Genomic DNA, 25132 nt, shown 5'->3' on the forward strand with positions numbered 1-25132 from the left:
TCGTGAACCATCTGATGATCGCGCCGGTCGTGCTACCACTGTTTGCTGGTGCGATCATGTTGGCTCTCGGGGGAGAGCAGCGCCGCAACATCAGCGCCGCCCTCAATATTGTGACGTCGCTCGCGCTGGTTGCGATTTCCATCATATTGCTGCGCGCCGCCGATGTCGCCCCGACAGGCGTCGCCGGCGTCTATCGTCTGGGTGACTGGCCCGCTCCCTTCGCAATCGTGTTCGTGGTGGATCGGCTGGCCACGCTCATGCTGCTGCTCACCAGTCTCCTCGCGGCAGCAGCGGCGGTATTCTCCCTGGCGCGATGGCACCGCGCGGGAGTGCTGTTCCATCCCCTGTTTCAGTTCATGCTGATGGGAATCAACGGCGCCTTTCTCACCGGCGATCTCTTCAACCTGTTTGTTTTCGTCGAGGTCCTGCTTGCGGCTTCCTATGGTCTGGCGCTGCATGGTTCGGGATCGGCCCGGGTCAAGGCCGGGTTGCATTATGTCGTTGTCAACCTCGCGGCCTCGCTGCTGTTTCTGATCGGCGTCAGCCTGATCTATGGCGTGACCGGCACGCTCAACATGGCGGATCTGGCCACGCGCATTCCTGCGATCCGTGCGGACGACCGCGGGCTGCTGGAGGCCGGAGCCGGCATCCTGGGCATCGCGTTTCTCGTCAAGGCCGGGATGTGGCCGCTATGCTTCTGGCTCCCCGGCACCTATGCGGCCGCGCCGCCGCCGGTGGCGGCGATTTTCGCCGTGCTGACGAAGGTCGGCGGCTACATCGTTCTGCGGCTATCGCTGCTGCTGTTCGGTGATGGCACGGGAGCGTCGGCCCAATTCGGAGACCAATTGCTGCTCATGGGCGGCATGGCGACCGTGGCGTTCGGCGCGATCGGGAGCCTCGCGTCGCAGGACATGGCGCGGCTCGCCGCGTTTTCGGTGCTGGTATCGTCAGGCACGATACTCACCGCCATCGGTTTGGGACAAGTAGGGGTGACCGGCGCTGCGCTGTTCTACCTGATCAGTTCGACCCTTGGCCTGGGCGCATTCTTTCTCTTGATCGAATTGGTGGAGCGCGACCGCGAACCGGGTGCTGACGTGCTTGCGGTCACCCGGGAACTCTACGGCGATGAGGACGATTCGGAGATTTTGCAGGAAACCGGGATTGCGATCCCGGCGACGATCGGCATTCTCGGTGTCGCTTTCATCAGTTGCGCCGTCGTTATTTCGGGCCTGCCGCCCCTCTCCGGCTTCATCGCCAAATTCGCGATCCTGACGACCGCCCTTAACTCTCCGATCGACGACCTCCCTTTCACCACATGGATTTTTCTTTTTCTATTGATCGTTTCAGGACTGGCGGCGCTGATCGCCCTGACGCGCGCCGGCATCCGTTCGTTCTGGGCTTCACCGGACCGCACCATACCCCGCGTCCGCCTTATCGAGATAACGCCGGTTGCGGCTCTTTTGCTACTTTGCGCAATTCAGACGGTCGAGGCGGGTCCGATCATGCGATTCATGCAGGCGACGGCGCAATCGCTGCATGCTCCTCACGATTACGTCCGGAGAGTCCTGGGTTCTCCAATCAAGCCTGGCGGCTCAAGGGGGCCGACATGAGGCGCCTCGTGCCGTTTCCTGTTCTCAGCGTCAGTCTCCTCGGTTTTTGGCTACTGCTCAACCAGACGCTTTCGCCGGGCCACATTCTTTTAGGCGGCGTCGTGGCTCTTATCGGCGGATGGGCGCTCGCGGCGTTGAAGCCGCCGAAAGCGCGGCCGCGGCGGCTGGATCGTATCCTCCTTCTCGCCGTTCTCATCTTCGTCGATATCGTGAAGTCCAATATCGCCGTCGCCCGCATCATCCTCGGAGCGAAGCGAAAGGAAAGGACCGCTGGCTTCATGAAAATCCCGCTCCTACTCCGTGACCCCTATGGGCTGGCGGCGCTTGCTTGCATCATCACTTCAACGCCGGGCACCCTGTGGGTGGACTTCAACGAAGCAAGCGGCATCCTGACCATCCATGTCCTTGATCTGACCGAGGAAGCCGGATGGGTCGACCTTATAAAGGGACGTTACGAGCGGCGGCTGATGGAGATTTTCACATGAGCACGATGCTTGCCTGGTCGGTCACCACGGCACAGATTTTGCTGGGCTGTGCGATGGCATGCGCCACCTTCCGCCTCCTCCGTGGACCAAGGGCGCAGGATCGTGTCGTGGGATTTGACAGCCTGTATGTAAACGCGATGCTGCTGCTTCTCGCCTCCGGCATAAGAACAGGCAGTACGCTTTATTTCGAAGCGGCCTTGATCATAGCGCTGCTCGGTTTCGTGAGTACTGTGGCGCTTGCCAAATTCCTGCTTCGCGGGGAGGTCATCGAGTGAATTCAGCCGCCGAACTCGCTGCGCTGCCAACCGTCCTGACCGCGGTTTTCCTGGTCAGTGGAGCTGCAATCACGCTGATCGGCTCGCTAGGGCTGCTGCGCCTTCACAGCTTTTACGAACGGGTCCACGCGCCCACTTTGGGGACCACTTTGGGAACAACCTTCATCGCAATCGCGTCGATGATCTACTTCTCCGCGCTGGGAAAGCGCCCGGTCCTGCATGAGTTGCTCATCATTTTTCTTGTCGTTACAACGACCCCGATCGGCTTGATGATTTTGGTCAACGCCGCCCTCGTTCGGGATAAATTTGAAAGTGACGGAGCGTCCCGGCGAAAGGCAAGGGACGAGCATCCTGACGTCCTATAGCGCTTTCGAGAAGTGGATGACCTGTTCGCGTGATGTCGGAGCCGCCACGCCGCGGCCCGCCGTCGACATCAGTCTGCACGGACGGCATGGAACGATCCGCTACCCCTGCCGCTTCCCACTTGTAACCCCTTCATCCGCGCCGGTCGCCCGCCTGAACCGGCATTTCCCTTCGCCGACATAACGCTGATAGCGCCTGCGAAGCTTGATGGTGTAAACGCGTCAAACCATGAAAATCATAGAGCTACGCTTTCTGGTTCAATCAGACGCGGAAAGCTTCTAGGAAATTTCAGACGGAAGATTCCAGTCTGACCGCGGCTCAAAGTCTTCGTCCACTTGCTTGACGTAAAGACCGCGCCGCGAGGCCTGAACGTCCCGGTGATCCGAGTCAGGAATGTCGGTAATCAGACCCGAGCGAAGCGCTCGCCGCCATGCCTCAAGTTCGCTGGGGGCGGCTGCACCGATGCGTTGATCTTGATAGAATAAAGCGTATGCCATCGTTCTTCTCCTGCAGACTAACAACGTTGCGGAAGGAAAATCGTCTCCCCGTATAGTCGCCGGCTCATTCACTTTCAGATGAATGTACTTTCAGATGAATGGTCTGCCCCCGGTCACCGCCACGGTGGTGCCTGACGTGTAGCTCGAGAGCGGATCAGCCAACATGACATAGGCAGTCGCCAGCTCGGCGGGCTGCCCGGGGCGCTTCATTGGAACCTGCTTGCCGAAGTTGGTAACGGTCTCCTCCGGCATGGTCGAGGGGATCAACGGAGTCCAGATTGGTCCGGGCGCCACCGCATTCACGCGGATCGATTTTTCAGCGAGCATCTGCGCCAACCCGCCGGTGAAATTCTGAATGGCGCCTTTCGTGGTGGCATAGGCGAGCAAGGTCGGATTGGGCATGTCCGAATTGATGGAAGCCGTGTTGATGATCGCGCTGCCCGGTTTCAGGTGGGGCACAGCCGCCCTGGCAAGATAAAACATCGCATGAATGTTGACCTCGAAGGTCATTCGCCATTCGTCATCGCTGATGTCCGCGATATCCTTGAACGTCGCCTGATGCGCGGCATTATTGACAAGAATATCGAGACCACCGAGCTCGTCCACCGCGCACCGGACGATCGCCTTACAGTGGTTCGGATCGCTGATATCACCGGCCATGAGAGAGACCTTGCGCCCCTCTTTCTCGATCAACGACTTCACGTCCTGCGCGTCCTCGTTTTCGTTCAGGTAAGCGATGAGAAGATCGGCGCCTTCGCGGGCAAAGGCGATAGCAACCGCCCGGCCAATCCCACTATCGCCGCCTGTAATGATCGCTCTCAGGCCCCGCAACCTGCCCGAGCCCCTGTAACTGCTCTCACCATGGTCTGGTCGCGGCTCCATTTTTGCCGTCGCACCTGGCATGGGCTGCTTCTGCGCGGCAAACGGCGGTGCGGGGTAGGCTGACGACATGAAAGGTCTCCCTGTTTCACCCTGTGATCCAATCCCGAATGACTGCCGAGGCCGACGCTTTCCTCCAGTGCCGGTGCGGCCTGTCCCCAAGCGTCGGCGGATTGCATGGGAAATGTATTGAAGACGCTCGCAATCGGAACCATCACCTCCGCCAACACGCCAGAACATAAGCCGTTCCAACGACAACGAGGTGACCGCGCCGGAAAAGGCGACGCCGTCGGACTATCGACAAGCGTATTCGGCCGACGACCTGCGCGAATGGGCAATGCTCCCGCGCATTTCCTTTAGCGGCCGAGCTTCCTAAAGCGCAGCACGGTTCCAAAAGGGGAAAGCCACTAGGAACCGTCACCTCGAGTCATTGTTAGGACTCGCGCGTGGCCCGCATGATTCAGGCAGGAGGCTTTTTCCAGCGATGAGCAAAAAGCCAAAGCCGGTCATCCTCATTGGCACCTCCGGGTGGAGTTACAAATCCTGGCGCGGTCCATTTTTCCCCCCCAAACTGCCGGCTCGTCTTCACCTCGACTACTACGCGCATCACTTCGCCACCACGGAACTTAACGGGGTGTTCTATCGCACACCGACAGCCAAGGCGGTCCGTGCCTGGGCTGCGCAAACGCCCCCGAAGTTTGTCTTCGCCTGGAAGGCCTCTAAGTTCATCACGCACTGGAAACGACTCGGCCCGGAATCCGAAAACAGCCTCGCCCTCCTGGAAAGCCGCCTTCGCCTTCTGAAAACGAAGGCTGGGCCGGTGTTGTTTCAGCTGCCACCGCAATTCCAAAAGAACTCTGCTCGGCTTGCGTCATTTCTCCAGCAGCTCGGCAAATCGCATCCATACGTCTTCGAGTTTCGACACTCGAGCTGGTACACACAGGAAGTTTTCGACCTTCTGCGCGACAATGGTTGCGCCCTCTGCATCTCGGATCATCACGATGCACCGGCGCCGTGGGAGGTCACCGCGCCTCACGTCTACGTTCGCGCTCATGGGCCGTCAGGAAATTATCGTGATCGTTATGCCCCGCAAACGCTGACGGCATGGGCGCGACGACTGTCACGCTTGCAAAAGGAAGGACACAGCATCTACGTCTATTTCGACAACGATCAGAAGAGCGCGGCTCCGCTCGATGCAGCGCGATTGGTGCGTCTGATGCACTTGGACCAATGATCAGGAGCAATGACCGAGACCAATGACCCGGAGCCATGGCACTCTCTTCAACCTCTTGCTACCGCAACGCTTCAACGTTCAGGTGGAGCTAACAGAAGCTGCGGAACTGATCGATGGCTGGCGACCGAACCTATAAGGGTGCAACAGGAACCCTGCAGGATGTTCGCCATTAAGGGAATGCCTCATGAAAGGGAGCTTCCGATGAGCAAACAGAAACGGCTTCAAGACCTTTTTCACGACACTCTGAAGGACATCTATTTCGCAGAGAAAAAAATCCTGAGCGCGCTGCCGAAGATGGCGAAAGCTGCGCAAAGTGACGAACTCCGAGTCGCCTTCGAAAAGCACCTCGAAGAGACGGAAGGTCAGATCGAAAGGCTCGAACAGGTGTTTGAGGAAATCGAGGCGCGACCTCAAGGCAAGACCTGTGACGCTATCCTCGGCATTATCGAAGAGGGCAAGGAAATCATGACCGAGTACAAGGGCTCTCCCGCACTGGATGCGGGATTGCTCGCGGCGGCTCAATCGGTGGAGCACTACGAGATCTCGCGTTATGGTACGTTGATCGCGTGGGCAAGCCAGCTCGGATTTGAGGGTTCCGCCAAACTCCTGAAGCAAACGCTGGCCGAGGAAAAGAAGACCGACGAAGCCTTGGTGACGCTTGCGGAAAGCCTCGTCAACATCGAAGCGGAAGCGGCATAAATCCTTCGCGTAGCCAAAGCTGTTCCAAAGCCATTCCCGAAAGGGAATGGCTTTTTTCGGAAATCACATAGCCACTCCACCAGACAGCATCAAACCTGATCGCACCCGTTTCGAGTCGCCACGTCTCGAATCGGAACGAAATCTGACCCCTCCGGTTGACCCAGTGCCTATGACGGCACGGACCAAATTCGCAGGGAGAGATTAAATGGCAAAGCGGGAAGACGGACGGATCATCGAAACCGCCCTGGAGGCGCGAGGCGCCGAGCGGGGACCAACCGTGCGCAATGTACTGGTCTGGAGCACGACGCTGGTGGTGGCAGGATTCGCAGCGGTCTATGTGTTCTATTTCTAGAAGACTCCAGTCGGATATCATCGACAACTTCAGAGAAATTCAGACTCTGGTCCTGGTCGCTGACGGCGAGCCGTCGACACGCCGAAGCGAAACGTGAGGTCGGCGGCCCAGCTATAGCGGCGGAGAATGTCGATCAATAACCTGTCAGTTCGAGATAACCGACACCCTGATGGGTGCCGGTGAAGCTGATCGGACCTTCCCAATAGGAAAAGCGCGTCCCCATCCAGCTTGCTGGATTCAGCGCGATTGTTTCGATCGTCATCGCCCGATCACGAAGGACGATACGCCAGCTTGTCGGCAGCGTGCGACCCGCGACTTCGGTCGTGGCTGTCGGAATCATATCAATCGACGTGGAAGGAAGCGCAACCGACCGCCCATCCAGACCGATCCAGTTGCACGTAAGGTAGGGTTGGCCTTGGGTTTGCCGCAGGCGATACAGCATCAGCTTTTCGCCGGTCCCCAAGTGCAGCGAAAACCAGTCCCATCCGGTCTGGTCCGAGGCCAGCGGCTGACTGCTCCATTCGCGATCCATCCAGGCCTGTCCGATGACATTGACGGGCCTGCCATCGATCGTGACGGTCCCGGCCGCCGTGAAGTGCGGCTGGCTATAATAGTAGGACGCCTGCCCACGTTCGGATTTTACGCTGTAGCCGGCCTCGCCCTGGAGTACGAGCGCCTTGCCAGCTTCAAGCCTCAGCGCATAACTGAACTCCGCACTCGATGCGTTGATCTCAAGTGGTGCGACGGTGAGCGCCGAGATGCGATCGAGCCCGCGCATTTGCCATGAATCGATCCAGGCGCGAAAGGGGTCGGCTTCCACGCCGGACTGGCCCACGCCTCCGCGTGCAAACGTTTCGCTATAGCGATGCGTATCGGCGCGCGTGACGGCGGCATGACCCATCCAGACTTGCTGGCTCGCCCAGCCGTCGCGTTGCGGTCCCGGCTGCATCGCCTGGCGAAACAACGTCCACTGCACGCCGAGCCGCTCGCCGGCGCTGTCTTTGAGGTTGGCGGTGAGATACCACCACTCGATCCGGTAATCCGGATGCGGACCGTGATCCCGGGGAAATTCAAAGCTTTTGCCGGGGATGACAGAAGCAAATCCGGACGCATCGCCACCAAGATCAGCGAAGGTCTGAGCCAGCGAGGTTCTTCGCCCAAAGCCGAGAACGGCAAGCCCCGTTGCAAACGTACGGCGCGAAATGTTTGCACTAGCGCTCATTGGCAAAGATCCTGATCAGCGCCGCCGGAGCCATGCGCATCAGACGGACGACCGGAATCAGCACCGCCAGTAGCGACGCAAGCATCGCCACGCCGAGAAGTTCGGCGAGATGCAGCGGAAAGACATGGAACGGCAGACGCCAGCCAAATGCTCTGACGTTGACAACAGCGATCAGGCACCATGCCACCAGCAAGCCGAGCGGCAGCGCCAGCATCGCGGTGATGAACGCAATGGATATCGTCCTGAGAAGCTCAATGCCGGCCAGTTGCCGCCTTGTCACCCCGAGCGCCCATAACGGCGCCAGTTGCGGAAGACGGGAATGACTGAGGGTCAGAAGGCTCGTGAGCAACGCCACTCCAGCGACACCGAGCGTAAACGTGTTCAGTGCAGCGGTCACGGCGAAGGTGCGGTTGAAAATTCTCGTCGATTCCAACTTCAGCGTGGATTGATCGGAGAGCCGACTTTCGTCGAGACGAAATTCTCGGCGCATGTCATCGATCAGCGGCGCGATCTTGCCAGGCGATACGCGCAGGCCGAACCGGGTCCGCGGCAGATTTGGAAACCGACCTCTGAAGGCGTCGATATCGACGGCGATCTGCCCTTTAGGATTGCCGTAATCCGCATAGATCGCGGCGATATGCAGAGACCAGATGCCGGTGGGAGTGCTTACATCGAGCCGACCGCCAGGCCGTAGCTTCAGCCTCCGTGCGAGTTGTTCACTCACGAGGACGCCTTCGCCTGCCTTGACGTTATCCCACGCATTCGGCTGCGACTCCAACAACGGCCAGCGGTCACGATAGGTGGCGTGATCGGCGAGACCAAGAACCTCCGCCGGCCAGCCGCCGATCTCGATCTCGGCGCGGCCGCTTGGCAGGATGGCGGTGACCTCGGGCCGGGCGCGCAAGGATGCTTCGATATCGCGCGCCTGGGCATCACTCAACGCGTTCACATAAACGTCCGCGGCGAGCCGACCGTCCAGCCAAGCGGCGAAGGTCTTGCTGAAGCTCTCCACCATGGTTCCGACTCCGACGTTCACCGCGAGCGCGAGCAGCAACGCCATCAGCGCCAGCGACAGTCCGGGAAGTTGTTGGCGACTGTCCGCCCAGAACCAGATCACAAGCGGCTGTCGCGAATTTCGCTCGCCGATACGCAGTACGGCTTCGAGCAGCACGGGAAGCGCGAGCGCCGCACCCAGCAGCAATAACGCCAGCACCGCGAATCCCGAGATCAGCGAGCCGCCGACCATCAGGACCGTGATTGCCGCGACAAGCATCGCGACGGCCATGAGGCCTTGCCAGCCCAGCCATCGCCGCTGCGATTGCTGCCATGTATAAGGCTTCGCCGCGGCGAGGACGGAAAGACGGATGACTTTCAGGAGGCTTGTCGCCGACGCCGCCAATGTCCCGACGGCGCTCATTGCCAGACTTGCGATCCACCATTCGGGTCCGAGGACCAGCGCTCCGGAAACTCGCGCGCCATACAGCCCGTGCAGGCTCGCGGCAACGTTTGGCAGTAACGCCGCGGCGATCAGATATCCGCAGACTAATCCGATCAGGCCGCCGGCGATGGCCAAGACCAGCAACTCGATCAGCACCACGCTGTTCAACGTCCGGGACGATACGCCGCAAGCGCGCAGGGTCCGAAACATCGGCATGCGCTGCTCGAAGGCCAGACCAACCGCCGAATAGACGATAAACAGTCCAACGAGAAACGACAGCAGCCCGAAGGCCGACAGATTGAGATGAAAGCTGTCAGTCAGACGTTCAAGATCGGTTTCGGAGTCCGCCGCGACATATTTGAGCATGTCACCGGTGACAGCCTCAAGCGGCGGAGGGCGGTTGCGTATATTATCGACCAGCAGACGAGATATCCGGCCTGGCAGGTGAAGAAGGCGTTGCGCTTGTCCGATATCGACGATCACGACGCCTGGCGCGAGTTCCGCCTGGACTTTGAACGGCGGCAATGCTCCACCGTCGTCCGCACGAAAGACCGCGCCTTCGGTCCCGCCTAGCGCGGCCAATGTCTCCGGCGCGACCAGGGCCTCGCCGGGAGGCGCGATGAATGATTTCAGATCCGACTTGCCGATCGCCGGAACCGTTCCCGCCTGCGCTGGAAACGTCACCGGCTCGATTCCCAACAGGCGAAATGGTCTTCCCTGAATACGAACTCGCCCTTCGATGACGGGTGAGACTTGCCACCCCGCCCGCCGAAGATCGATGAAAAGCTGTTGAGAAAATGTAGAGCTCCGCTGCCCGACCAGCATCGCGGTCCGGGAGCCGCCAAAGACCGCCGCGGCCCGATCGTAGCTGGCGCGAGCCTGCTGGTTCAGTGCTTCCACGCCGCTCCACAAGGCAGTCGCGGAGATCAGGCCCGCCATGAGCGTCGTCAATTGCAGCGGATGCCGGCGCCAATGGCTAAGCAGAACCGCAAGGATCCAACACCCCTGCTTCACGAAATCAGTCCGGTGCTCAGTCGAACTTTCCGGTCCAGTCTCGCGGCAAGCCGCGTGCTGTGCGTCGCCATAAGAAAAGCGCATCCGGTCCGCTTGACGAGATCAAGCGCTATATCCGTGACGTCGTCGGCCGTTGCCTCATCAAGATTGCCGGTCGGTTCATCAGCCAGGAGCAGAGGCGGCCTGACCGCAAGCGCGCGCCCGATCGCAACCCGCTGTTGCTGGCCGCCTGAAAGTTGCTCGGGATATCGTTCCAGCAAATTGCCGAGGCCCAACCGTTCGACGAGTTCGTTCTGCCAGCGGCTGTCATGACGGCCGGCGATACGCGATTGAAAAGCCAGATTATCGGCCACGGTGAGGGACGGAATCAGATTGAACTGTTGAAAAACCAGTCCGAGCCGATCCCGGCGGATCGCGGCCCGATCCCGGTCCCCCAGCGCAGTCACTTCGGTGTCGGCGATCCGGATCGAGCCACCGTCCGCCTCGTCGAGGCCCGCGATCAGGTGCAGTAATGTGCTTTTTCCGCTTCCCGATTCGCCGGTCAGCGCGACACTTTCACCGGCGCTGACGTACATGCAGACTCCGCGAAGAACGGCGATGTGTTCCTGCGCCGAAGAATAGGTTTTGGTCAGGTTCTGGATATCCAGCATCGGTGCTTTTGGATGGACCTTGTCGTCTCGTCCGTCAATGAACGAAATCTCAGGCTATCTCGTGCGCGCCATTGCTTCTCCGCTGACGTAAATCCAGCGCTTGGCGCCATGGCTCCGCTCCAGCCTGCCTGCCAACCGCCCTCGTCCCGCGCCGCATCTCGACCGACGGCCTCAACGGGCGGTGCTGAAGAGCCCTACAGCTTGACCGTCACCTTCCGATTCTCCCCCAGGTTGGGCTTCTTGCCGGTCAACTTCGCCTTGGCGAACTCAAATACCGTCACGAGGCTGCTCGCCGGCCCGTCCCATAATTCCGCAATCGAGGGTTCAATCTGCAACAGGCATACGTTAGGGTCGCCGGGTCCTCCTGGCCACCATAGTTCATCCGTCTTTCGCCATGCCGCTTGTGTCATTTCGGCGTCGTGGATGATGCAGGCGCGCCCGGTGATGGACAGGTAGGCTTTATCGCTCGAATCGATAAAGACGAGGCCGACGTCGGGCCTGGGCTCAATCTCTTCCTCCTTCGGGCTATGGATGTCGGTTATGAAGAAAATCAGGCCGGCGTCGCGATCCGGCCTGGCTTCGAGCGGCCGCGCGCGCAGTCCACCGGCAAATTGCGTCGTCAGCATGCAAACGCCAACTTGTTCAACGATGTCCCAGACCCGGTCGATGTCTTTTCCTTGGCTCATGACGAGTCCTCTTACAGCTACGAGCTTTGACGCGGCAGTGGTCGATCATCATTCACGGCGCCGGACTGAAGGATGGTTTTCCGAAGGCATCCTGGGTCCCGCGTCGATAAAAAGTCTGAGTTCAGTTGCGAAACAGAAAACCCCGCAACTTGGGTTCCCACGGCCGGATGAAAGCGCTTTCTGCCAAAGCACGACTCCTAGTGGCTGTTTTACGGCATGCGCGGATTCGTGCCGCACGTCGCATTCGTTCCTGACGCCGATGCGACGCACTGTTGATAGGTCGAAAACTGGCAGTTACCGGGATAGCCCCGCTCTCCTCCCTGTAAGCAGTATGCGCTATTCTCCGCGGATATCAGCGCGCTCGCACCCATCAACGTTCCGGCGCCTAGAATGACGAGCAAAACGATTCTCATATCATCGCTCCTCCTTTTCCGGCCAACAGAGTGCCGACGCGCAAGGTTCCTGTATGCGGCGGCATAATCTGCATGAAAAAAGGTTCCACACGGAGAATTTGCTCGCAGAGCCAGGAACCGGGTCTTTCGCAGTTCCACGAAAGCGATGAAAGACCATTCTTTTTGATGGACGCGTTTTCTTCAATCGAACCGGATTTTCACTTTGCTCGATAACGCGATAGCGCGGTCAAATCGCGCCGTTACCGCCGGGCTCGGTTTCATCAGTGCTGAATTGACTGGATTCATTCGCCGGCTGCCGCCGACGTTGCCAGAACACCTGATCGGACCAGCGAGTTTGGACGCCGTAGTAAAAATTTCGTTGGGACGAGAACGCCTGCCAGAGTCGGTGCTGCTCTTGATCGTATCGATGGATGTAGGGATTGCGACCGTCCAACCCCGTCGCACCCTGCGAAGAGTCAGTCAGCGCGTAGTGAATCATATGTCCGGCATGACTGGCCGTCCTGAGCGCCTTGTCGATGCCTTGCGACGAGAGCGGATCATATGCTTGTGCCGCATCGCCCACCGCCATCCAGGCGTCGCCGCAAAAGTCTCGTAGCCGCTGGCTATGGGCCGGCGCACCCCGGATGCTTCCACAAGAACGATAGCCGCGAGCCTTGAGCAAGAGCGCGATATGTGTCGAACCGTCCAGCAGTTGATCGAAACCTTGACGTGAGGCCGCCAACCTCGCCGCTGGAAGATCCTTATCGGTGTGCAAAACCACCAGCCGTCTAGTTTCATTGCCTCCGGAGCCGGGCAAGCGGTTGCTGTACCACCAGCCGTGTGGCGTGGCCTCGATCCGGGTGTAACGGTCATCATCACCGCCGGAGCAGGAAAACCATTGCGCATAGGCGAACAGCCGATCGCCTTGATATAGCCTCGGGACACCAAGCATGCGGGCCACGACCGCTTGGCGACCCGAACAATCGACGAGATAACGGGCACGAACCTGCCGAATGCCGGCGCGCGAGGTGAGCGTTAGCTGCCAATTGAAATTGCCGCTTTCGATCCGCGTACAGGACTGGAAACGGACATCCCTGAGCAAGGTCGCACCGGCCGCGATGGCTTTCGTACACAACGCTTCATCAAACGCCAGCCGGTCGACGCAGAGACCATGGCCGGTCGGCGTGAAGAAAAAATCCGTAATCTCGGCCTGCTCGTTTCCCCACAGCGCGATATTGCCGGCGGTCCTGAAGAGACCAGGAAGTTGCTGGTCTGGACTTTCAGGGTCTCCCAGGAAGTGTCTGACCAGACCAATGGAGGCCGGGGGCAAGGACTCACCAAGCTTGAAGCTGGGCGATCCGCGCTTCTCCACGAGCAAAACGCGCTGCCCGCAGTTCGCCAACGTGATGGCGGTCGCGGCTCCCGCCGGCCCCGCGCCGACAATGACGACATCCCATGTTGTCCAGGCCGGGTCGAGCAACGGCGCCGCCGCCACCGATCATTTGCTCTTGGCGGGCGGCCGGTTCAACGCCGGATCACGCTCTTGTTCGGCGAACACGATCTGACCGTTGGCTCTGAGGAAGCTACCGTCTTCATTCTTGACCGGCAGCACCATGCCCAATCGTGACCAGGCATAAACCATCTGGTGGTAACCGTCGTCAGACGAGAGCGGCTCACCGTGTTCATCGTATCCGCGGAACCATTCCTTGTAGGTTCGGGTGTGGTTCTTCCTGTCGTATTCGAAAACGATATCCGGCCGCTGCGTCGGCCACCACATCACGTTGCACGACCAGAAATCACCCTGCCACGGGCTCGACATGAAAGCAGAGAGCGATCCGGGCTCGATGCCCTTGTTGACGCGGAACGCTTCCGCGAAATTCTCCCGATAAATGATCAGATACGGGAATTCGATTCCCGGGTGGAAGCCGCCGCCAATCGTGGGTTCGAGCGCCGAACTGTCGAGCGCATGCGGCTGCTCACCCAGCGGCAAGTTCTCAAGCGCCACTAGTTTTGTTGGAGAGCCTACCTCAAAGTTTCCGTCCGCCCATTCTTTCAGGTGTTTGAGTTGCCAATCGGTCAGGCTGAGAAACTGATCGGGAAGACTGAATCCCAACTGCTTGTTCTGCAACGGCTTACCCCCCGTTCCCCACAGCTTGGGCATCTTGGAGGAGTCTTCATCACGTTTGAATTCGTCATCCTTCCAGCTGGTCGGGCGCGCGGGCGGCGGCGGCATCAGGGCATCAACCAGCCGACCGCGCTTTCCGGGCGCATGCCGCATCAATCCATAGATCATCTGCCGCGTCGGCTTGCTGTCTTCGCCCGGATCCGTGAAAGCAGCCATGTACTCGGCACTGAGCAGGCTTCCCGGCTGCCCTGGACCGTGAGCGGCGTCTTTGGTTTCAGGTGAAACGCCTCCTGCCGCCGCGTTCACCCAGCTGTAGGTGACCGCCTTGGCGAAGATCGGGTAGATGTCCCGATAGAAGTTCGTCTTCTTCCCCAAGTGGGGGTAAGACTCAGGAAAGGCCTCATAAACGCGATCCAGAATAGAGACCACATGGTACATGTGAGGTGCAAACTTCGGTGGCGCGGTAACGATCCAGGCCCCCGCAAGCGGATTCCGCGTTCCTTCGTCCGTCGCTGATTTCACGTTGTCGCGTGTGCTCAATACAGTTCCGTCCTTCAGCGTGACGGTCACATCGATTTCGCCACAGCACGTGTCATCCCACCATCCTGGAATGTTGAAGTAGGCGAACTGGTTCGTCAGCGGATTCTTGCCGTTCTCCGGGCCGTTCGGAGGGCTCATTGTTTCGCTTGGGTTCGACAGAACGACCTTGGGCGTGGTGACACACTCGCCCTTCCCCGGCGCGGGAATAAACAGCAGCCGGTCCTTGGAATCCAAACGAAGCTGCCCGAATTCGATATCTCTGGCGACCTTGTAAGTGACATCAACCTCTTTTGAAGGATCCTTCGGCGTGAACCCCTCAAAACGCAATTCGCCCGGCAACGTCCCCTTCTCGATGTCCCTGAACACATCACCTTTCATGACCACCGGCTCGGTCCGCCCCGAAGCGATCGTATGCACACCCGGATCAATGATCAGCTTGTCGCGTTCGATCGGCTTCATACCGGGCTGGATGGAAGGGTTTCGCAATTTGTCCGGATCAAACAGATACGCGCCCTGAAACGCATAATTCGCTGCTTTCATGTTTCTGACATGAACCCGCCAGCGAACGGATTGTACGAGGTCGGAATGGGATGTGAGTTCTGCAACGACCTCGTCATTGGCGTCGTAAGCATAGATTCGATATCGCTGCGCCTGACGTTTCAGTCGCGCCTCACTGTCGCGGTAGGTTCCGCCGTTTGGTCCGGGGCCATTGCGGCCGCCCGGATCGACAACAACGCCCGGCGTTTCTGGTCCGATGTAAAATTCGTCACTGGTGCCCAGACGAGCAATGCCGATTCCAGGGTGGATGCGAATGCTCTTGATCTTCTCAGCCACGACTCATTGCCTCCAGAAATCGCTATTGTTGGGGAAAGAATACCGCAACCGTCAATATTCAGGCGATCTCACCTGAAGAGGAGATCAACAACAGTGCTGACGGAAGGATTCGGTTGCTTAGAGCGAGGCCTCAACGATGCTCCAGTCCAGCAGGTCCGCGGAGACGACCGCATATCTGTTACCGAGATGCTCGATGCTGGCGCAAGCTCGCCCGTTTGATTCGATGTAATCCCGCACGGAGAAACCACCGCCGAAGCTGGCTTTGATCGATTTCTCGACCTGCGAGCGAGATACTGAAGCCGATGCGGGCTTGATGCTTTCACCACTGGCGATCCCCGGCATCAACAGGACAGAGAAAGTTGCGCACCCTTTGACAAAATCTCTACGCTCGATGTCCATGATCTGTCTCCCCGGTCGAGCGGCCATGCTGAAATAAAGAACTGAATATCTTTAACTGCCTGTAGATTCAGTGACGTGAGGGTATGACAGAGACACTCCTGGTTCAAGCGGCGGCGGCAACGCCATTTGTCACGGCCTCCGGGCGGCTGGGGGCCGCGCCGGATTTAACGTCACTCCTTCGGGTCAGGCGCCATGCCATGCCGCGAAAACCATCAAGCATCTCGCACTCGATAACGTCCGGATGCGCGCCATAAGTCGCTCGCCCCTCCGTTCCGCTATCGCGGAAGGTATCAAGCCCGACGCATACGGAGGTTTACGGAGGCGGCTGAATGTCGCTTGGTCCAGGTGTTCACGCAGCCAAGAACGCCCTTGGTCGGTCGCGGCCGCATTTGCAGGCCGCCGAGGCGAAGGCCGTTTGCCGTAAACTTATATTATAGCGTTTTCGAACGAAGCCTGTCTTCGGGCTTGCCTCGGATGGTTACCGGCTCGCGTGAAGAAAACGCGTGTTAAAATTCCTACCCGGTCGGCAAGCGGAGCAGCATGTGCACCAAAGACCCGGGAACAGACGTTCTCCCTTGGCGTTCTATGCCATTCATCATCGTCTGGAGGCGCCGATGGCTGACGCACTACGCACTGATCGCTGGTCCACGTCGCAACGCGAACCCAAATCAACGATGGCGGAGCGCTTTCTCTCCTATATTAAACGATTCTGTCCCTATTTGAGCTGACGGCCCGGCGTGTCCAACAGGACGAGCCGGGCCGCCGAAGAACGACGCGTTGCGCTTCCGAACCCTTCAGTGAGCAGGGACGGATTTCGCAATCGTATGGACGGGTTTGGCGCTCCTGAAGCCCACGCGCGAGAATGACACATAGAACGCGGCGATATTCATGAGTGCCCAGATGAAGAAACCCAGAGTGTAACCGCCCATGAGATATTTGCTGCCGGCGAGGATCGCAGTCATGGTGAACCCGCATGCAGCACCGGCAGCCTTGGCTAACCCGCTCACTGCACCGACATGCACGAAGTACATGGGGATCAGCTTGACGACTGCCGCCGCGGCGGCGCCGGACAGCGCCGCAAGCGCGAAAATGACGGCCAACTCGATGGGCAGCGAAATCTGCAAGGCCAGGAGCACGGCCAGCACTGACATAAATCCGAATAAGACACTCAAGAGGCTGAGAACATCGTAACGGTCAGCGAGCCAGCCGCCCAATGGCCGGGTGATCGCCACGCAGACCACGAAAATCGGCGTATAGACCGCAACCGCGGTCGACGCCTCCACGTGCCAATGATCGACCAGATATGTCGGCAGCGTTGACGCGAAGAAGACCAGCGTGCCAAACGCGACCCAGTAGAGACCGGGAACCAGCCATACCACCACGCCCGACCGGTAGACGGCGAAGATTTCGCTCATCGAGGTATTCTTGAGCACCCGGTTCGGCGGATCCGACGTAAAGAACATATAGATCGCCGCCATCAACAACGTGGGAACGGCGAAGATCGGGAATATCAGCCGCCATCCGTCCGGATCGTTGGCATCAAAAACGTTGGTGAGCAGATACGAAACCGCCATCATGCCCACCGTAATCCCGACATTGCCAAGCGCGAAAAGGCCGAGTGCGGTCCCCTGTTTCGATTTGGGATACCAGGACGAGACATGGGCGTTGCCGACCACGAAACTCGCGCCGCCAAGTCCAAGCATCGTTCCCAGAAGCAGGAAGCCGTAATAGCTCTCAGCAAAGGTTCCCAAAAGCAGAACCACGGAGAGAACCACAAGCAAAAGCGTGAAGACCGTGCGTCCGCCGTACTTGTCGGCCCAGATGCCGAGGGGGATGCTGATGCCGGCCGCGAAAAGCGGCTCCATGGCGGCGAGAACCAGCACCTGGGTGCTTGTAAAATGATACCGCTCGATCATAAAGGGAGCGAGCGCGGAAAACATTCCCCAAATCGCGAACCCGAGGGAAAATGCCACGGTTGATATCCACAACACCCTCGCATTGCCTGGCGGCCCCGCAGTCGCGTTAGTCCCGACACTAAAATTTTCCACGGTAATTCCTCGCACATGACTTCTGTGTCGCCAGCTCAACGCCAATGTGCCGGGCGACACGAAATTATAAGTGGCCTTTGGCGTTATAGTGTCAACTGGTTGACATAGTAACCCGTCGAAGAGTTTGCGTCTATCGATTTCAGAGGAAGCTCGTCGGTGCGGTCGCGGTGAGTGCGCCAGGGGGAGCGAGCGCTAGCCTGCCGAACGGTTTCACCCATTCGGCTCCTCGCCCACGGCGGCGAACCATGCGCTGCATCTTTCTGCCGGCGCATTGCGCGTAGTGAATATTATGTTCCAGTTGCGGGTGCAGATCAGCTAACAGCGCATGACGAACCTATGAGACAGCGCAACAAATTATCGATCAAGCCATGAAGCTCCGCTGTCTGTTCCCCTGAAACAGGTAGCTGGGAACTTTTGGGGCGCCCGGCGCTTCTGTTCTCCAGCCTGTAGCGTTTTGAGCATGAAAAGGCGCGTCAGCTCAAAATAGCGGACCACGCTTCCCTGATCCTGCCAGAAGCGAAAAGACTCCAGGAGGACGCCATGGCGACGCAAGAAAACGAAACCAGAACCTTGATCGGAAGTGACAAAGTCGAAGGGACGGCCGTCTTTGGCCCCACCGATGAAAAGATCGGCTCGATCGAGCGGGTCATGATCGAAAAGACCAGCGGACGCGTGTCATATGCCGTCCTGAGCTTTGGCGGTTTCCTTGGAATCGGTGACGATCATTATCCGCTACCCTGGCATACGCTCAAATACGACACCCGGCTTGGCGGCTATCGGACCGGCATAACCCTCGATCAACTCCAAAAAGCCCCGAAATACCAGACTGAGAGCAACTGGAACTGGTCAGAGCCAGGCCGGACCAGCTCGGCCGTGCGGTTTTGCAGCTTTGGCCTGAACTTGCGCGGGATGTTCAGGAACAGATTTTCGAGGCCGCATCGCACGACCCTGATATCCGTCGCCGCCTGGCCGTGGTGCTCCACGACCTGCATCCGAGAACAGCATTTCCGCTTCAACCCGGTTCGCTGGCGTAGTCGGGCTGAGAGTGATTGAAACCGAAACTCATCCCCACGCGCATTGAAGACGCTGCTTCGAAAACGTGGTCGTGGCGGCTGCGCTCATGACAATGGGAGCGGGAGCGATGACATGAAGCACACGGCCGCTTTGCTTTCGATGGCGACCGGGGTTCCGCCCAATGTGTTTCATCAGTCGCAAATTCTCGACGCGGCGCGATTCATCCTAGGCTCGCGATATCCGCAGTTTGAAACGCTATCCTCTCTTTTCGCCAACACCGGGATCCAGCACCGCTACGGCGTCAAGCCAATTGAATGGTATTGCGAGCCACGTGGCTGGCCGGAGCGAACTCAAGCCTTTCTGGGCGGCGCCGAAGCATTGTTCGTCGAAGTCGCGCAGAAAGCGATGGAGCGGGCCGATCTCAGCGCAACCGACATCGACACCGTCGTTACGGTATGCTCGACCGGCATCGCTACCCCGACACTTGAAGCCCGCCTCGCCGGCAGGCTTGGCTTCCGAACCGATATATCGCGCGTACCGGTGTTTGGGCTCGGCTGCGCCGGCGGCGTAGCAGGACTGTCCATTGCATCGCGATTGGCGCAAGCCCGGCCAGGCACCAACGTGCTCCTCGTGGTCCTCGAACTTTGCACGCTTGCCGTTCGCCACGACGAACTGACGAAGGCCAATATCGTGGCCGCCAGTCTGTTCGGCGATGGAGCCGCCGCGGTCGTGCTGCGCGCCGGAGATGGAGGCGCCACGCGCGTCGAGGCAACCGGCGAGTATCTTTGGCCGAACACGCTCGATATCATGGGATGGCGCGTGGACCCCGAAGGGTTCGGCGTGATCTTCCAGCGCACAATTCCGGACTTTGTGACCGCACACATGAAGCCCGGCGTCATCGCCGTTCTGTCCCGGCTGGGTCTTTCGATCGACGACATCGACCGCTTCATCTGCCATCCAGGCGGTGCAAAGGTCATCATCGCGATCGAGCGCGCCTTCTCCCTCGATCAGGGAACCCTCGATCACGAACGAAGCGTTATCGCCGACTACGGCAACATGTCAGCGGCCACCGTCTTGTTTGTGCTCGAACGCGCCCGAGCGCAGGGCCTGCCCTCGCGAACGCTCGTGACCTCGCTGGGTCCGGGCTTCACCGCAAGCTGCGTCACCCTTCGTCACGCTGCGTGACTCTCGCCGCTTTCATACTTGCGCTGGTTACCGTGCAGCGGCTCGGCGAACTCATCCTGTCCCGCTACAACACTGCGAGACTGTTGGCGCGAGGCGCGATCGAGATCGCGCCGGGTCACTATCCGCTGATCATCGCGACCCACACCGCCTGGCTGGGCGCATTATGGCTGTGGGGCCGCGATCAGAATGTGAACGTCGTCGCCCTGTCGGCCTACATTTTGCTACAGGTGTGTCGCGTTTGGGTGCTCGCGACCCTCGGACCGCGGTGGACCACGCGCATCATCGTCCTGCCTGACGCGCCGTTGGTGACATCGGGACCTTACAGATATCTGTCACATCCGAACTATGCGATCGTCGCCGCGGAAATCGCAGTGCTGCCGCTCGCGCTTCATCTGTGTTTGCTGGCGCTGGTCTTCACTGGTCTGAACGCTGTGGTGCTCGGCATCCGCATTCGCGCCGAGGCCCGCGCACTTGCAATGGTCCGCGAACGGCAGCCATAATCCGAGAGTCTCCGCGTATTGGTCCGCCATTTTCAGAAACGCCAAGGAGCGCGCATGCTGGTGAATGGAAAATGGACGTCGGATTGGCAACCGGTCCAGGCCAAGGACGAAAAGGGCGGCTTTGTCCGTCAGACGTCCAGCTTTCGCAACTGGATCACTCCTGACGGAAGCGCCGGGCCAACCGGCGAAGCTGGTTTCCCCGCGGAACGCGGCCGCTACCATCTGTATGTCGCGTTGACCTGTCCCTGGGCCTCGCGCACCCTCATTGCCCGCAAGCTGAAGAAACTCGAGGACGTCGTCTCGATGTCCGTCGTGGAGCCGGCATTGACAGACCAGGGCTGGCGTTTCGGCGACTACCCGGGCTCCGACCGGGACGAGGTCAACGGTGCGACCTATCTGCACGAACTCTATACACGAGCCGATCCGGCAATCTGCGGGCGCGCGACGGTCCCGGTCCTCTGGGACAAGAAGCGCAAGACCATCGTCAATAACGAATCCGCCGAAATCGTGCGCATGTTCAACTCAGGATTCGCCGGGTTGGCGGACGAGGATGTCGATCTTTATCCGCAAGCGCTCCGTCCCGCGATCGACGCGCTCAACGACCGCATCTACCCGGCGCTCAATAACGGCGTTTACCGCGCCGGCTTCGCCACCACACAAATCGCTTATGACGAGGCCTATGACGAGGTCTTCGCAATGCTGGACAGATTGGAAAGCTATCTGGCGGACCGCTCGTTTCTGCTCGGCGTGCCGTTTACCGAATCCGACATCCGACTGTTCGTGACGCTGGTTCGTTTCGATGCCGCCTATCACGGACTCTTCAAATGCAACCTGCGGCGCATCTCCGAATATCCCAACCTCACCACCTATCTCAAGCGTGTGCTGGATATTCCAGGGATTCGCGACACGGTGAACATCGATCATATCAAGAAAGGATACTATTCCATCAAGTCGCTCAACCCGAATGGCATCGTCCCGAAAGGACCCGACCTCAGCGGCCTCGGCCTTTGACATGCGATTTACGTGACTTCCGGGAGGGTCGAAGCGCTGCTATCCTCAACTCCCTGGACCGCGAACATCCTCAGATCAGCGAAGCCACCGCCTCAAGCCCGATAATGCGCGCGAGCGCACGCACCTCCCGCTTCTGATCCTCCCGTAGCCTCGTCAACAGCGGCTGAGCTGCGACCTTTATCTGCTCGATCTCAGCGGCGCGGAGCGCAGCCTGCTTGCCCGACCCCGAGCGCCGCTCGTGGATTTTTTGGGCGGCATCCCGCAATGCGCTTTCCACGGCTGGCCAATAGGGCTCCTGCCCGGGCGTCAGTCGAAGCCTTCCTTTCAACGCGGCGATCTGCATATCGCTAAGCAGCGAATAGTCCTTCTGGACCAGCTGGTTCGCGAGTTTAGGCCGGGAGCGCGGCAACGGCGGTTCCTCGATCGGCGGCATCGATGGCGCAATCTCGGTGTTGAAGGGAGGGTCGGTTGCAACCGTCGGCCTCAGCGATTCCGACAACGCCAAATCGGCGCCGACGTCAGGAGTTACGACCTGAACCGGAAGCCTGTCTGCCTTGCGCTCGCGATTGGCTGCCGGTTCGGCCGGCTGTGCTTCCACGGACTGTGGAGACGGCGTTGCAACAAACCGAACCATCAGAACGTTGCCAGGGCCGAATATCTCCGCCAGCGCCACCCCCATGACAACGCAGCACGCAAGCGCCAGAATCGTCATCGTCCGGGTCAAAAAGGTTCTCCGTTCAGTTCACGAACGCAGCCGATTGATCCCTACAACTCGACATGAATCAAGGCTTGCCGACGCCAGACAGGGCCGGGCCGCCGTTATTCACACTGAATCTGCATTCTGGAACGCAATGGCCGGCGGTCAGGCCGCCAGAATATAAGCGTCCTGGATATCGGCGACGAGTTCGGACACTTCCCAGACAGCATTTGGCGGGATCGCGTTCACGGCGACCGTCCAGTTGACGCCGCTACGGGCTTTAGGCGTGCTGACGATGTCGAACCGCACCTCGCGGCACAGCGGATGCCTGCCAAACGCCGCGGCCACTCGCGCCTGCAATTCCTGGATGGTCGCCGGTGTTTTTCCCGGTGCGATGTCGCCTTCCATCAGCCTTGTGCCCGTTCGAACGGTATTTTTGCCTCTCGCGGGGCAGATACATACCGGTCCCCAGGACCAAGTTGTCCAATAGTGGTTAATGAGTCGTTAATAGCGGAACCGCCGCACAGGCATTCCTCGAGCGACCAAATTCGCCGGTGGACTCGATCACGCCCTTGTAAATGATGCTCCACTGCACGCCGGGCGCAGTTGGAACACCCGCCCACGAAGCTGCTGATTCCGCCAGGCTCAATCACTTGGTGCGCTTGAGTTCCTCCAGCACCTCATCAATGGTCGCAAGATGCGTTTCCACGGCTTGGCGAACCAGCGTGTAGGGCTTGGGATCGTCCGGATCGTCCGCTCTTCGAACAACAAAGCCACGTTTGAAGGCCATCGCCCTCGCCTGCCTGAATTTTTCCAGGTCATCATTGATCGTCATCATTGGTCCTCCCTTCTCCGCCGTCTAAAGGCGACCTCGCCCGAAATTGCGGCCATCTATCCCAACTCTGCCCTGTTCATCAACGCAACGCTTCACGCGCAGGTGCCGACCGCGCGTCATGCGTGGCGCATGATCCGCCGATGGCTGCAAGACCGTGCGTATGGCTCATCGACATCTAGATCAGGCGGAACGCGATCACGAATCCCAGGACGATAACGACAGCCCCGATGGCCACCCAAAGGCCGAGCCGCTTTTCGATCTCATGGCGAATGGCATCACCGTAGCGATTGAGCATGATCGCGACGATGAAGAAGCGGCCACCCCGCGCGATGATCGAGCACAGAATGAACAGCCAGATGTCGTATCCGGCGAAACCCGATGTGATGGTGACGAGCTTGTAGGGAATCGGCGTCAGACCTTTGCCGATGATGATCCATGCGCCCCATTGCGCATACGACGCACGAAACGCTTCGACCTTGTCGCCAAGTCCATAGAAATGAATGAGCCATTGGCCGACCGAGTCGTAGAGCAGCGCGCCGATCGCATAGCCAAGCACGCCGCCGGCAACCGAGGCGATCGTGCATACGGTCGCAAACACCCAGGCCCGCTTTGGCTGCGCCAGCGCCATCGGTAACAGTATGACATCAGGCGGCACCGGAAAGAACGAGCTTTCAGCGAAAGCCACGGCGGCCAAGATCCAGAACGCATAGGGCTTGTCAGCGGCGGCGATGCACCAGTTGTAGGTCGGTCTCAGCATGACGCGATCAACCATCGCAACGCCGATTTGTCCATGGCTGATGCGAAGATTCGGCGGCGCCTGCACAGCGAACTGGAGGTGATGGTCGACCCGCCCATCGGTTCCCGGCGGAGTAAAAGGAAACCGCGCGCGACATATTGCAGTGGTCATCGCGCATTCAGATTGCCTCTGGTAGAGTGCCACCGGGTTACGGTCGCGTTGCGGCCCCAATCAACAAAAACTGCCGCAGTATCTTCCATGCAAGCGCGTTCTATAGGTCGTCTCTGGTATGTCCTGCTTGTGCTCGTAGGCGCGGCCGGTATTGCATACCCCGGCGTTGCGGGCGGTGGGGCCGACGCCGGCGCGCCAACCCAGATCAAGTTCTCGCTCGACCGCCCGATCGATGCCGCCGTGGCTCCGGTCATTCTGGCGTCCACCAGGGGACTATTCCGCGCGGAAGGCCTGAGTGTAACAACCATAGCCGCCACCGACGCAGCAGACGCGATTGCGCGCGTTGCGGTCGGCACAAGCGAACTGGCCCTCGCGGATATCAACGCCCTGATCCGCTTTCGCGATCAGCCGGGCGTACCTCCGGTCAAGGCGGTGTTCGTGCTGTTCGACAAGGCGGCCTACGCCTTCATTGCGCGCAAGAGCCGGGGCATCAACAAGCTTGCCGACATCGAGGGCAAGACGGTCGGAGTCACTGACGGCGATCCTTCCATCAGGCTGTGGCCTGCGCTGGCGCGGCGGAACGGATTGCAGCTCAAGACCGTGAAGCTGCAGCAGATCGGCCCCGCCGTTCGTGAACCGATGCTGTCGGCGGGCCAGCTCGACGCCATATCCGGCCTGTCCTACCTGTCGGCGATCGACCTGCGCAATCGCGGTATCCCGGCCGACGATATCGCCGTGCTGCGATTTGCCGACTACGGCTGCGCCGCCTACGGCAAGGCCCTGATCGTCAACCCCGAATTCGCCGCCGACAAGCCGGAGGCGGTGAAGGGGTTCGTGCGCGCGGTGATCGCCGGTCTGCGGCTCACCATCAGGGAGCCCGCGCAGGCTGTCGATGACGTGCTGACTCGGATAAATGGCGGATCACGCGCTGTCGAACTGGAACGCCTGCATGCCGTGCTGAGCGACAACATTCTGACCAGCGAGGTCAGACACAGCGGTATCGGCGGCATCGACCCGGTCCGGTTCGAGACCTTGATCGACCAGATCGCCGAAGGTTTCAAATTCCGTAATCGTCCGGCGCCCCAGGATATTTTCGACAACAGTTTCTTACCCCCGGCCAGCGACCGCAAGATCACGCAAACCGAGTAACCAGCGGCAAGCTGTATTCCAGCGCCTGCCTCTGATTAGATATCGTCCCCCCCCCCGCCCGGCGTATCCTTCATTTGCGCCGGAATGCTGCC

General features: G+C 59.6%; 24 protein-coding genes and 2 pseudogenes. 12 read left to right on the forward strand and 14 right to left on the reverse strand.

Features of this window, described 5'->3' with window-relative positions:
* Positions 1 to 2: 2 nt before the first annotated feature.
* The 4 genes from NB311A_RS12395 to mnhG are packed head-to-tail and all read left to right on the forward strand — an operon-like array spanning position 3 to position 2735.
* Positions 3 to 1610, forward strand: coding sequence for a monovalent cation/H+ antiporter subunit D (locus NB311A_RS12395; RefSeq protein ID WP_009798916.1), 1608 nt, complete (start codon positions 3 to 5; stop codon positions 1608 to 1610).
* Positions 1607 to 2095: a Na+/H+ antiporter subunit E gene (locus NB311A_RS12400; RefSeq protein ID WP_009798917.1), complete on the forward strand. Its 489-nt coding sequence runs from the start codon at positions 1607 to 1609 to the stop codon at positions 2093 to 2095. The genes NB311A_RS12395 and NB311A_RS12400 overlap by 4 nt, the downstream gene beginning before the upstream one ends.
* Positions 2092 to 2370, forward strand: a complete 279-nt coding sequence (locus tag NB311A_RS12405; RefSeq protein ID WP_009798918.1) for a K+/H+ antiporter subunit F — start codon at positions 2092 to 2094, stop codon at positions 2368 to 2370. The genes NB311A_RS12400 and NB311A_RS12405 overlap by 4 nt, the downstream gene beginning before the upstream one ends.
* Positions 2367 to 2735, forward strand: a complete 369-nt coding sequence (mnhG, locus tag NB311A_RS12410; protein ID WP_009798919.1) for a monovalent cation/H(+) antiporter subunit G — start codon at positions 2367 to 2369, stop codon at positions 2733 to 2735. The genes NB311A_RS12405 and mnhG overlap by 4 nt, the downstream gene beginning before the upstream one ends.
* 585 nt (positions 2736 to 3320) lie before the next feature.
* Here the strand turns inward: mnhG and NB311A_RS12420 are convergent.
* Complete coding sequence (locus NB311A_RS12420) at positions 3321 to 4181, reverse strand: SDR family oxidoreductase (RefSeq protein ID WP_040675026.1); 861 nt, start codon at positions 4179 to 4181, stop codon at positions 3321 to 3323.
* Positions 4182 to 4593: 412 nt separating this feature from the next.
* Between NB311A_RS12420 and NB311A_RS12425 the strand changes: the two genes are divergently transcribed.
* The 3 genes from NB311A_RS12425 (at position 4594) to NB311A_RS22015 (ending at position 6394) form a co-directional block, all read left to right on the forward strand.
* Positions 4594 to 5343: a DUF72 domain-containing protein gene (locus NB311A_RS12425; protein ID WP_009798922.1), complete on the forward strand. Its 750-nt coding sequence runs from the start codon at positions 4594 to 4596 to the stop codon at positions 5341 to 5343.
* A gap of 201 nt (positions 5344 to 5544) precedes the next feature.
* Positions 5545 to 6042 (forward strand): ferritin-like domain-containing protein, encoded by a 498-nt coding sequence (locus NB311A_RS12430; RefSeq protein WP_040675028.1) that lies wholly within the window; start codon positions 5545 to 5547, stop codon positions 6040 to 6042.
* A gap of 205 nt (positions 6043 to 6247) precedes the next feature.
* On the forward strand, positions 6248 to 6394 hold the full coding sequence (locus NB311A_RS22015) for a hypothetical protein (RefSeq protein ID WP_009798924.1): 147 nt from the start codon (positions 6248 to 6250) through the stop codon (positions 6392 to 6394).
* 133 nt (positions 6395 to 6527) lie between these two features.
* Here NB311A_RS22015 and NB311A_RS12435 read toward each other — a convergent pair whose 3' ends face one another.
* The 9 genes and pseudogenes from NB311A_RS12435 to NB311A_RS12470 all read right to left on the reverse strand — a co-directional run bounded on the left by NB311A_RS12435 (position 6528) and on the right by NB311A_RS12470 (position 17742).
* The gene (locus NB311A_RS12435) at positions 6528 to 7616 is read right to left on the reverse strand and encodes a lipocalin-like domain-containing protein (RefSeq protein ID WP_009798925.1); all 1089 of its coding nucleotides are present in this window, start codon (positions 7614 to 7616) and stop codon (positions 6528 to 6530) included.
* Positions 7606 to 10068, reverse strand: coding sequence for an FtsX-like permease family protein (locus tag NB311A_RS12440; protein WP_009798926.1), 2463 nt, complete (start codon positions 10066 to 10068; stop codon positions 7606 to 7608). Before NB311A_RS12440 ends, NB311A_RS12435 begins: the two co-directional genes overlap by 11 nt.
* Positions 10065 to 10622 (reverse strand): annotated as a pseudogene (locus NB311A_RS12445) (ABC transporter ATP-binding protein); the annotation flags it as partial. The pseudogene NB311A_RS12445 and the gene NB311A_RS12440, both read right to left, overlap by 4 nt.
* 290 nt (positions 10623 to 10912) lie before the next feature.
* Positions 10913 to 11404 carry a pyridoxamine 5'-phosphate oxidase family protein gene (locus NB311A_RS12450; protein ID WP_009798928.1) on the reverse strand — a complete coding sequence of 164 codons (492 nt, stop codon included), beginning with the start codon at positions 11402 to 11404 and terminating at the stop codon, positions 10913 to 10915.
* A gap of 209 nt (positions 11405 to 11613) precedes the next feature.
* On the reverse strand, positions 11614 to 11817 hold the full coding sequence (locus tag NB311A_RS20595; protein ID WP_083780449.1) for a DUF3551 domain-containing protein: 204 nt from the start codon (positions 11815 to 11817) through the stop codon (positions 11614 to 11616).
* Between the two features lie 226 nt (positions 11818 to 12043).
* Positions 12044 to 13291 carry an NAD(P)/FAD-dependent oxidoreductase gene (locus tag NB311A_RS12455; protein WP_009798929.1) on the reverse strand — a complete coding sequence of 416 codons (1248 nt, stop codon included), beginning with the start codon at positions 13289 to 13291 and terminating at the stop codon, positions 12044 to 12046.
* Between the two features lie 3 nt (positions 13292 to 13294).
* Positions 13295 to 15295, reverse strand: coding sequence for a LodA/GoxA family CTQ-dependent oxidase (locus tag NB311A_RS12460; protein WP_009798930.1), 2001 nt, complete (start codon positions 15293 to 15295; stop codon positions 13295 to 13297).
* Between the two features lie 117 nt (positions 15296 to 15412).
* Entirely contained in the window at positions 15413 to 15694 is a 282-nt protein-coding gene (locus NB311A_RS12465) for a hypothetical protein (RefSeq protein ID WP_040675032.1), read from the reverse strand.
* A gap of 794 nt (positions 15695 to 16488) precedes the next feature.
* On the reverse strand, positions 16489 to 17742 hold the full coding sequence (locus tag NB311A_RS12470; RefSeq protein WP_040675185.1) for an MFS transporter: 1254 nt from the start codon (positions 17740 to 17742) through the stop codon (positions 16489 to 16491).
* Between the two features lie 540 nt (positions 17743 to 18282).
* Here NB311A_RS12470 and NB311A_RS22645 point away from each other — a divergent pair.
* The 4 genes and pseudogenes from NB311A_RS22645 to NB311A_RS12490 form a co-directional block, all read left to right on the forward strand.
* A pseudogene (locus NB311A_RS22645) lies at positions 18283 to 18603 on the forward strand (PRC-barrel domain-containing protein); the annotation flags it as partial.
* 285 nt (positions 18604 to 18888) lie between these two features.
* Positions 18889 to 19941, forward strand: a complete 1053-nt coding sequence (locus tag NB311A_RS12480; RefSeq protein WP_009798934.1) for a type III polyketide synthase — start codon at positions 18889 to 18891, stop codon at positions 19939 to 19941.
* The gene (locus NB311A_RS12485; RefSeq protein WP_009798935.1) at positions 19938 to 20441 is read left to right on the forward strand and encodes an isoprenylcysteine carboxyl methyltransferase family protein; all 504 of its coding nucleotides are present in this window, start codon (positions 19938 to 19940) and stop codon (positions 20439 to 20441) included. The genes NB311A_RS12480 and NB311A_RS12485 overlap by 4 nt, the downstream gene beginning before the upstream one ends.
* Positions 20442 to 20495: 54 nt before the next feature.
* Complete coding sequence (locus NB311A_RS12490; protein ID WP_009798936.1) at positions 20496 to 21452, forward strand: glutathione S-transferase family protein; 957 nt, start codon at positions 20496 to 20498, stop codon at positions 21450 to 21452.
* A gap of 70 nt (positions 21453 to 21522) precedes the next feature.
* Here NB311A_RS12490 and NB311A_RS12495 read toward each other — a convergent pair whose 3' ends face one another.
* From NB311A_RS12495 to NB311A_RS12510, 4 genes are all read right to left on the reverse strand, one after another.
* Entirely contained in the window at positions 21523 to 22176 is a 654-nt protein-coding gene (locus NB311A_RS12495; RefSeq protein ID WP_116394767.1) for a hypothetical protein, read from the reverse strand.
* A gap of 138 nt (positions 22177 to 22314) precedes the next feature.
* Entirely contained in the window at positions 22315 to 22557 is a 243-nt protein-coding gene (locus NB311A_RS12500) for a hypothetical protein (protein WP_009798938.1), read from the reverse strand.
* Positions 22558 to 22798: 241 nt separating this feature from the next.
* Positions 22799 to 22987, reverse strand: coding sequence for a hypothetical protein (locus tag NB311A_RS12505; RefSeq protein WP_009798939.1), 189 nt, complete (start codon positions 22985 to 22987; stop codon positions 22799 to 22801).
* A gap of 172 nt (positions 22988 to 23159) precedes the next feature.
* Positions 23160 to 23741: a YqaA family protein gene (locus NB311A_RS12510; RefSeq protein ID WP_040675191.1), complete on the reverse strand. Its 582-nt coding sequence runs from the start codon at positions 23739 to 23741 to the stop codon at positions 23160 to 23162.
* A 237-nt stretch (positions 23742 to 23978) separates the two neighbouring features.
* Between NB311A_RS12510 and NB311A_RS12515 the strand changes: the two genes are divergently transcribed.
* Positions 23979 to 25040, forward strand: a complete 1062-nt coding sequence (locus NB311A_RS12515) for an ABC transporter substrate-binding protein (protein WP_040675036.1) — start codon at positions 23979 to 23981, stop codon at positions 25038 to 25040.
* Positions 25041 to 25132: the final 92 nt, after the last annotated feature.

It is taken from the genome of Nitrobacter sp. Nb-311A (assembly GCF_000152905.1).
In the GTDB taxonomy this organism is placed as follows: domain Bacteria; phylum Pseudomonadota; class Alphaproteobacteria; order Rhizobiales; family Xanthobacteraceae; genus Nitrobacter.

Excerpts from the sequence above, each read along its gene's own strand:
- NB311A_RS12420 (WP_040675026.1), bottom strand. The coding sequence starts at position 4,181 with ATGTCGTCAGCCTACCCCGCACCGCCGTTTGCCGCGCAGAAGCAGCCC.
- NB311A_RS12450 (WP_009798928.1), bottom strand. The coding sequence starts at position 11,404 with ATGAGCCAAGGAAAAGACATCGACCGGGTCTGGGACATCGTTGAACAA.
- NB311A_RS12405 (WP_009798918.1), top strand. The coding sequence starts at position 2,092 with ATGAGCACGATGCTTGCCTGGTCGGTCACCACGGCACAGATTTTGCTG.
- NB311A_RS12430 (WP_040675028.1), top strand. The coding sequence starts at position 5,545 with ATGAGCAAACAGAAACGGCTTCAAGACCTTTTTCACGACACTCTGAAG.
- NB311A_RS20595 (WP_083780449.1), bottom strand. The coding sequence starts at position 11,817 with ATGAGAATCGTTTTGCTCGTCATTCTAGGCGCCGGAACGTTGATGGGT.
- NB311A_RS12500 (WP_009798938.1), bottom strand. The coding sequence starts at position 22,557 with ATGGAAGGCGACATCGCACCGGGAAAAACACCGGCGACCATCCAGGAA.
- NB311A_RS12425 (WP_009798922.1), top strand. The coding sequence starts at position 4,594 with ATGAGCAAAAAGCCAAAGCCGGTCATCCTCATTGGCACCTCCGGGTGG.
- NB311A_RS12435 (WP_009798925.1), bottom strand. The coding sequence starts at position 7,616 with ATGAGCGCTAGTGCAAACATTTCGCGCCGTACGTTTGCAACGGGGCTT.
- NB311A_RS12505 (WP_009798939.1), bottom strand. The coding sequence starts at position 22,987 with ATGATGACGATCAATGATGACCTGGAAAAATTCAGGCAGGCGAGGGCG.
- NB311A_RS12510 (WP_040675191.1), bottom strand. The coding sequence starts at position 23,741 with ATGCTGAGACCGACCTACAACTGGTGCATCGCCGCCGCTGACAAGCCC.
- NB311A_RS12515 (WP_040675036.1), top strand. The coding sequence starts at position 23,979 with ATGCAAGCGCGTTCTATAGGTCGTCTCTGGTATGTCCTGCTTGTGCTC.
- NB311A_RS12490 (WP_009798936.1), top strand. The coding sequence starts at position 20,496 with ATGCTGGTGAATGGAAAATGGACGTCGGATTGGCAACCGGTCCAGGCC.
- NB311A_RS22015 (WP_009798924.1), top strand. The coding sequence starts at position 6,248 with ATGGCAAAGCGGGAAGACGGACGGATCATCGAAACCGCCCTGGAGGCG.
- NB311A_RS12480 (WP_009798934.1), top strand. The coding sequence starts at position 18,889 with ATGAAGCACACGGCCGCTTTGCTTTCGATGGCGACCGGGGTTCCGCCC.
- NB311A_RS12400 (WP_009798917.1), top strand. The coding sequence starts at position 1,607 with ATGAGGCGCCTCGTGCCGTTTCCTGTTCTCAGCGTCAGTCTCCTCGGT.
- NB311A_RS12465 (WP_040675032.1), bottom strand. The coding sequence starts at position 15,694 with ATGGACATCGAGCGTAGAGATTTTGTCAAAGGGTGCGCAACTTTCTCT.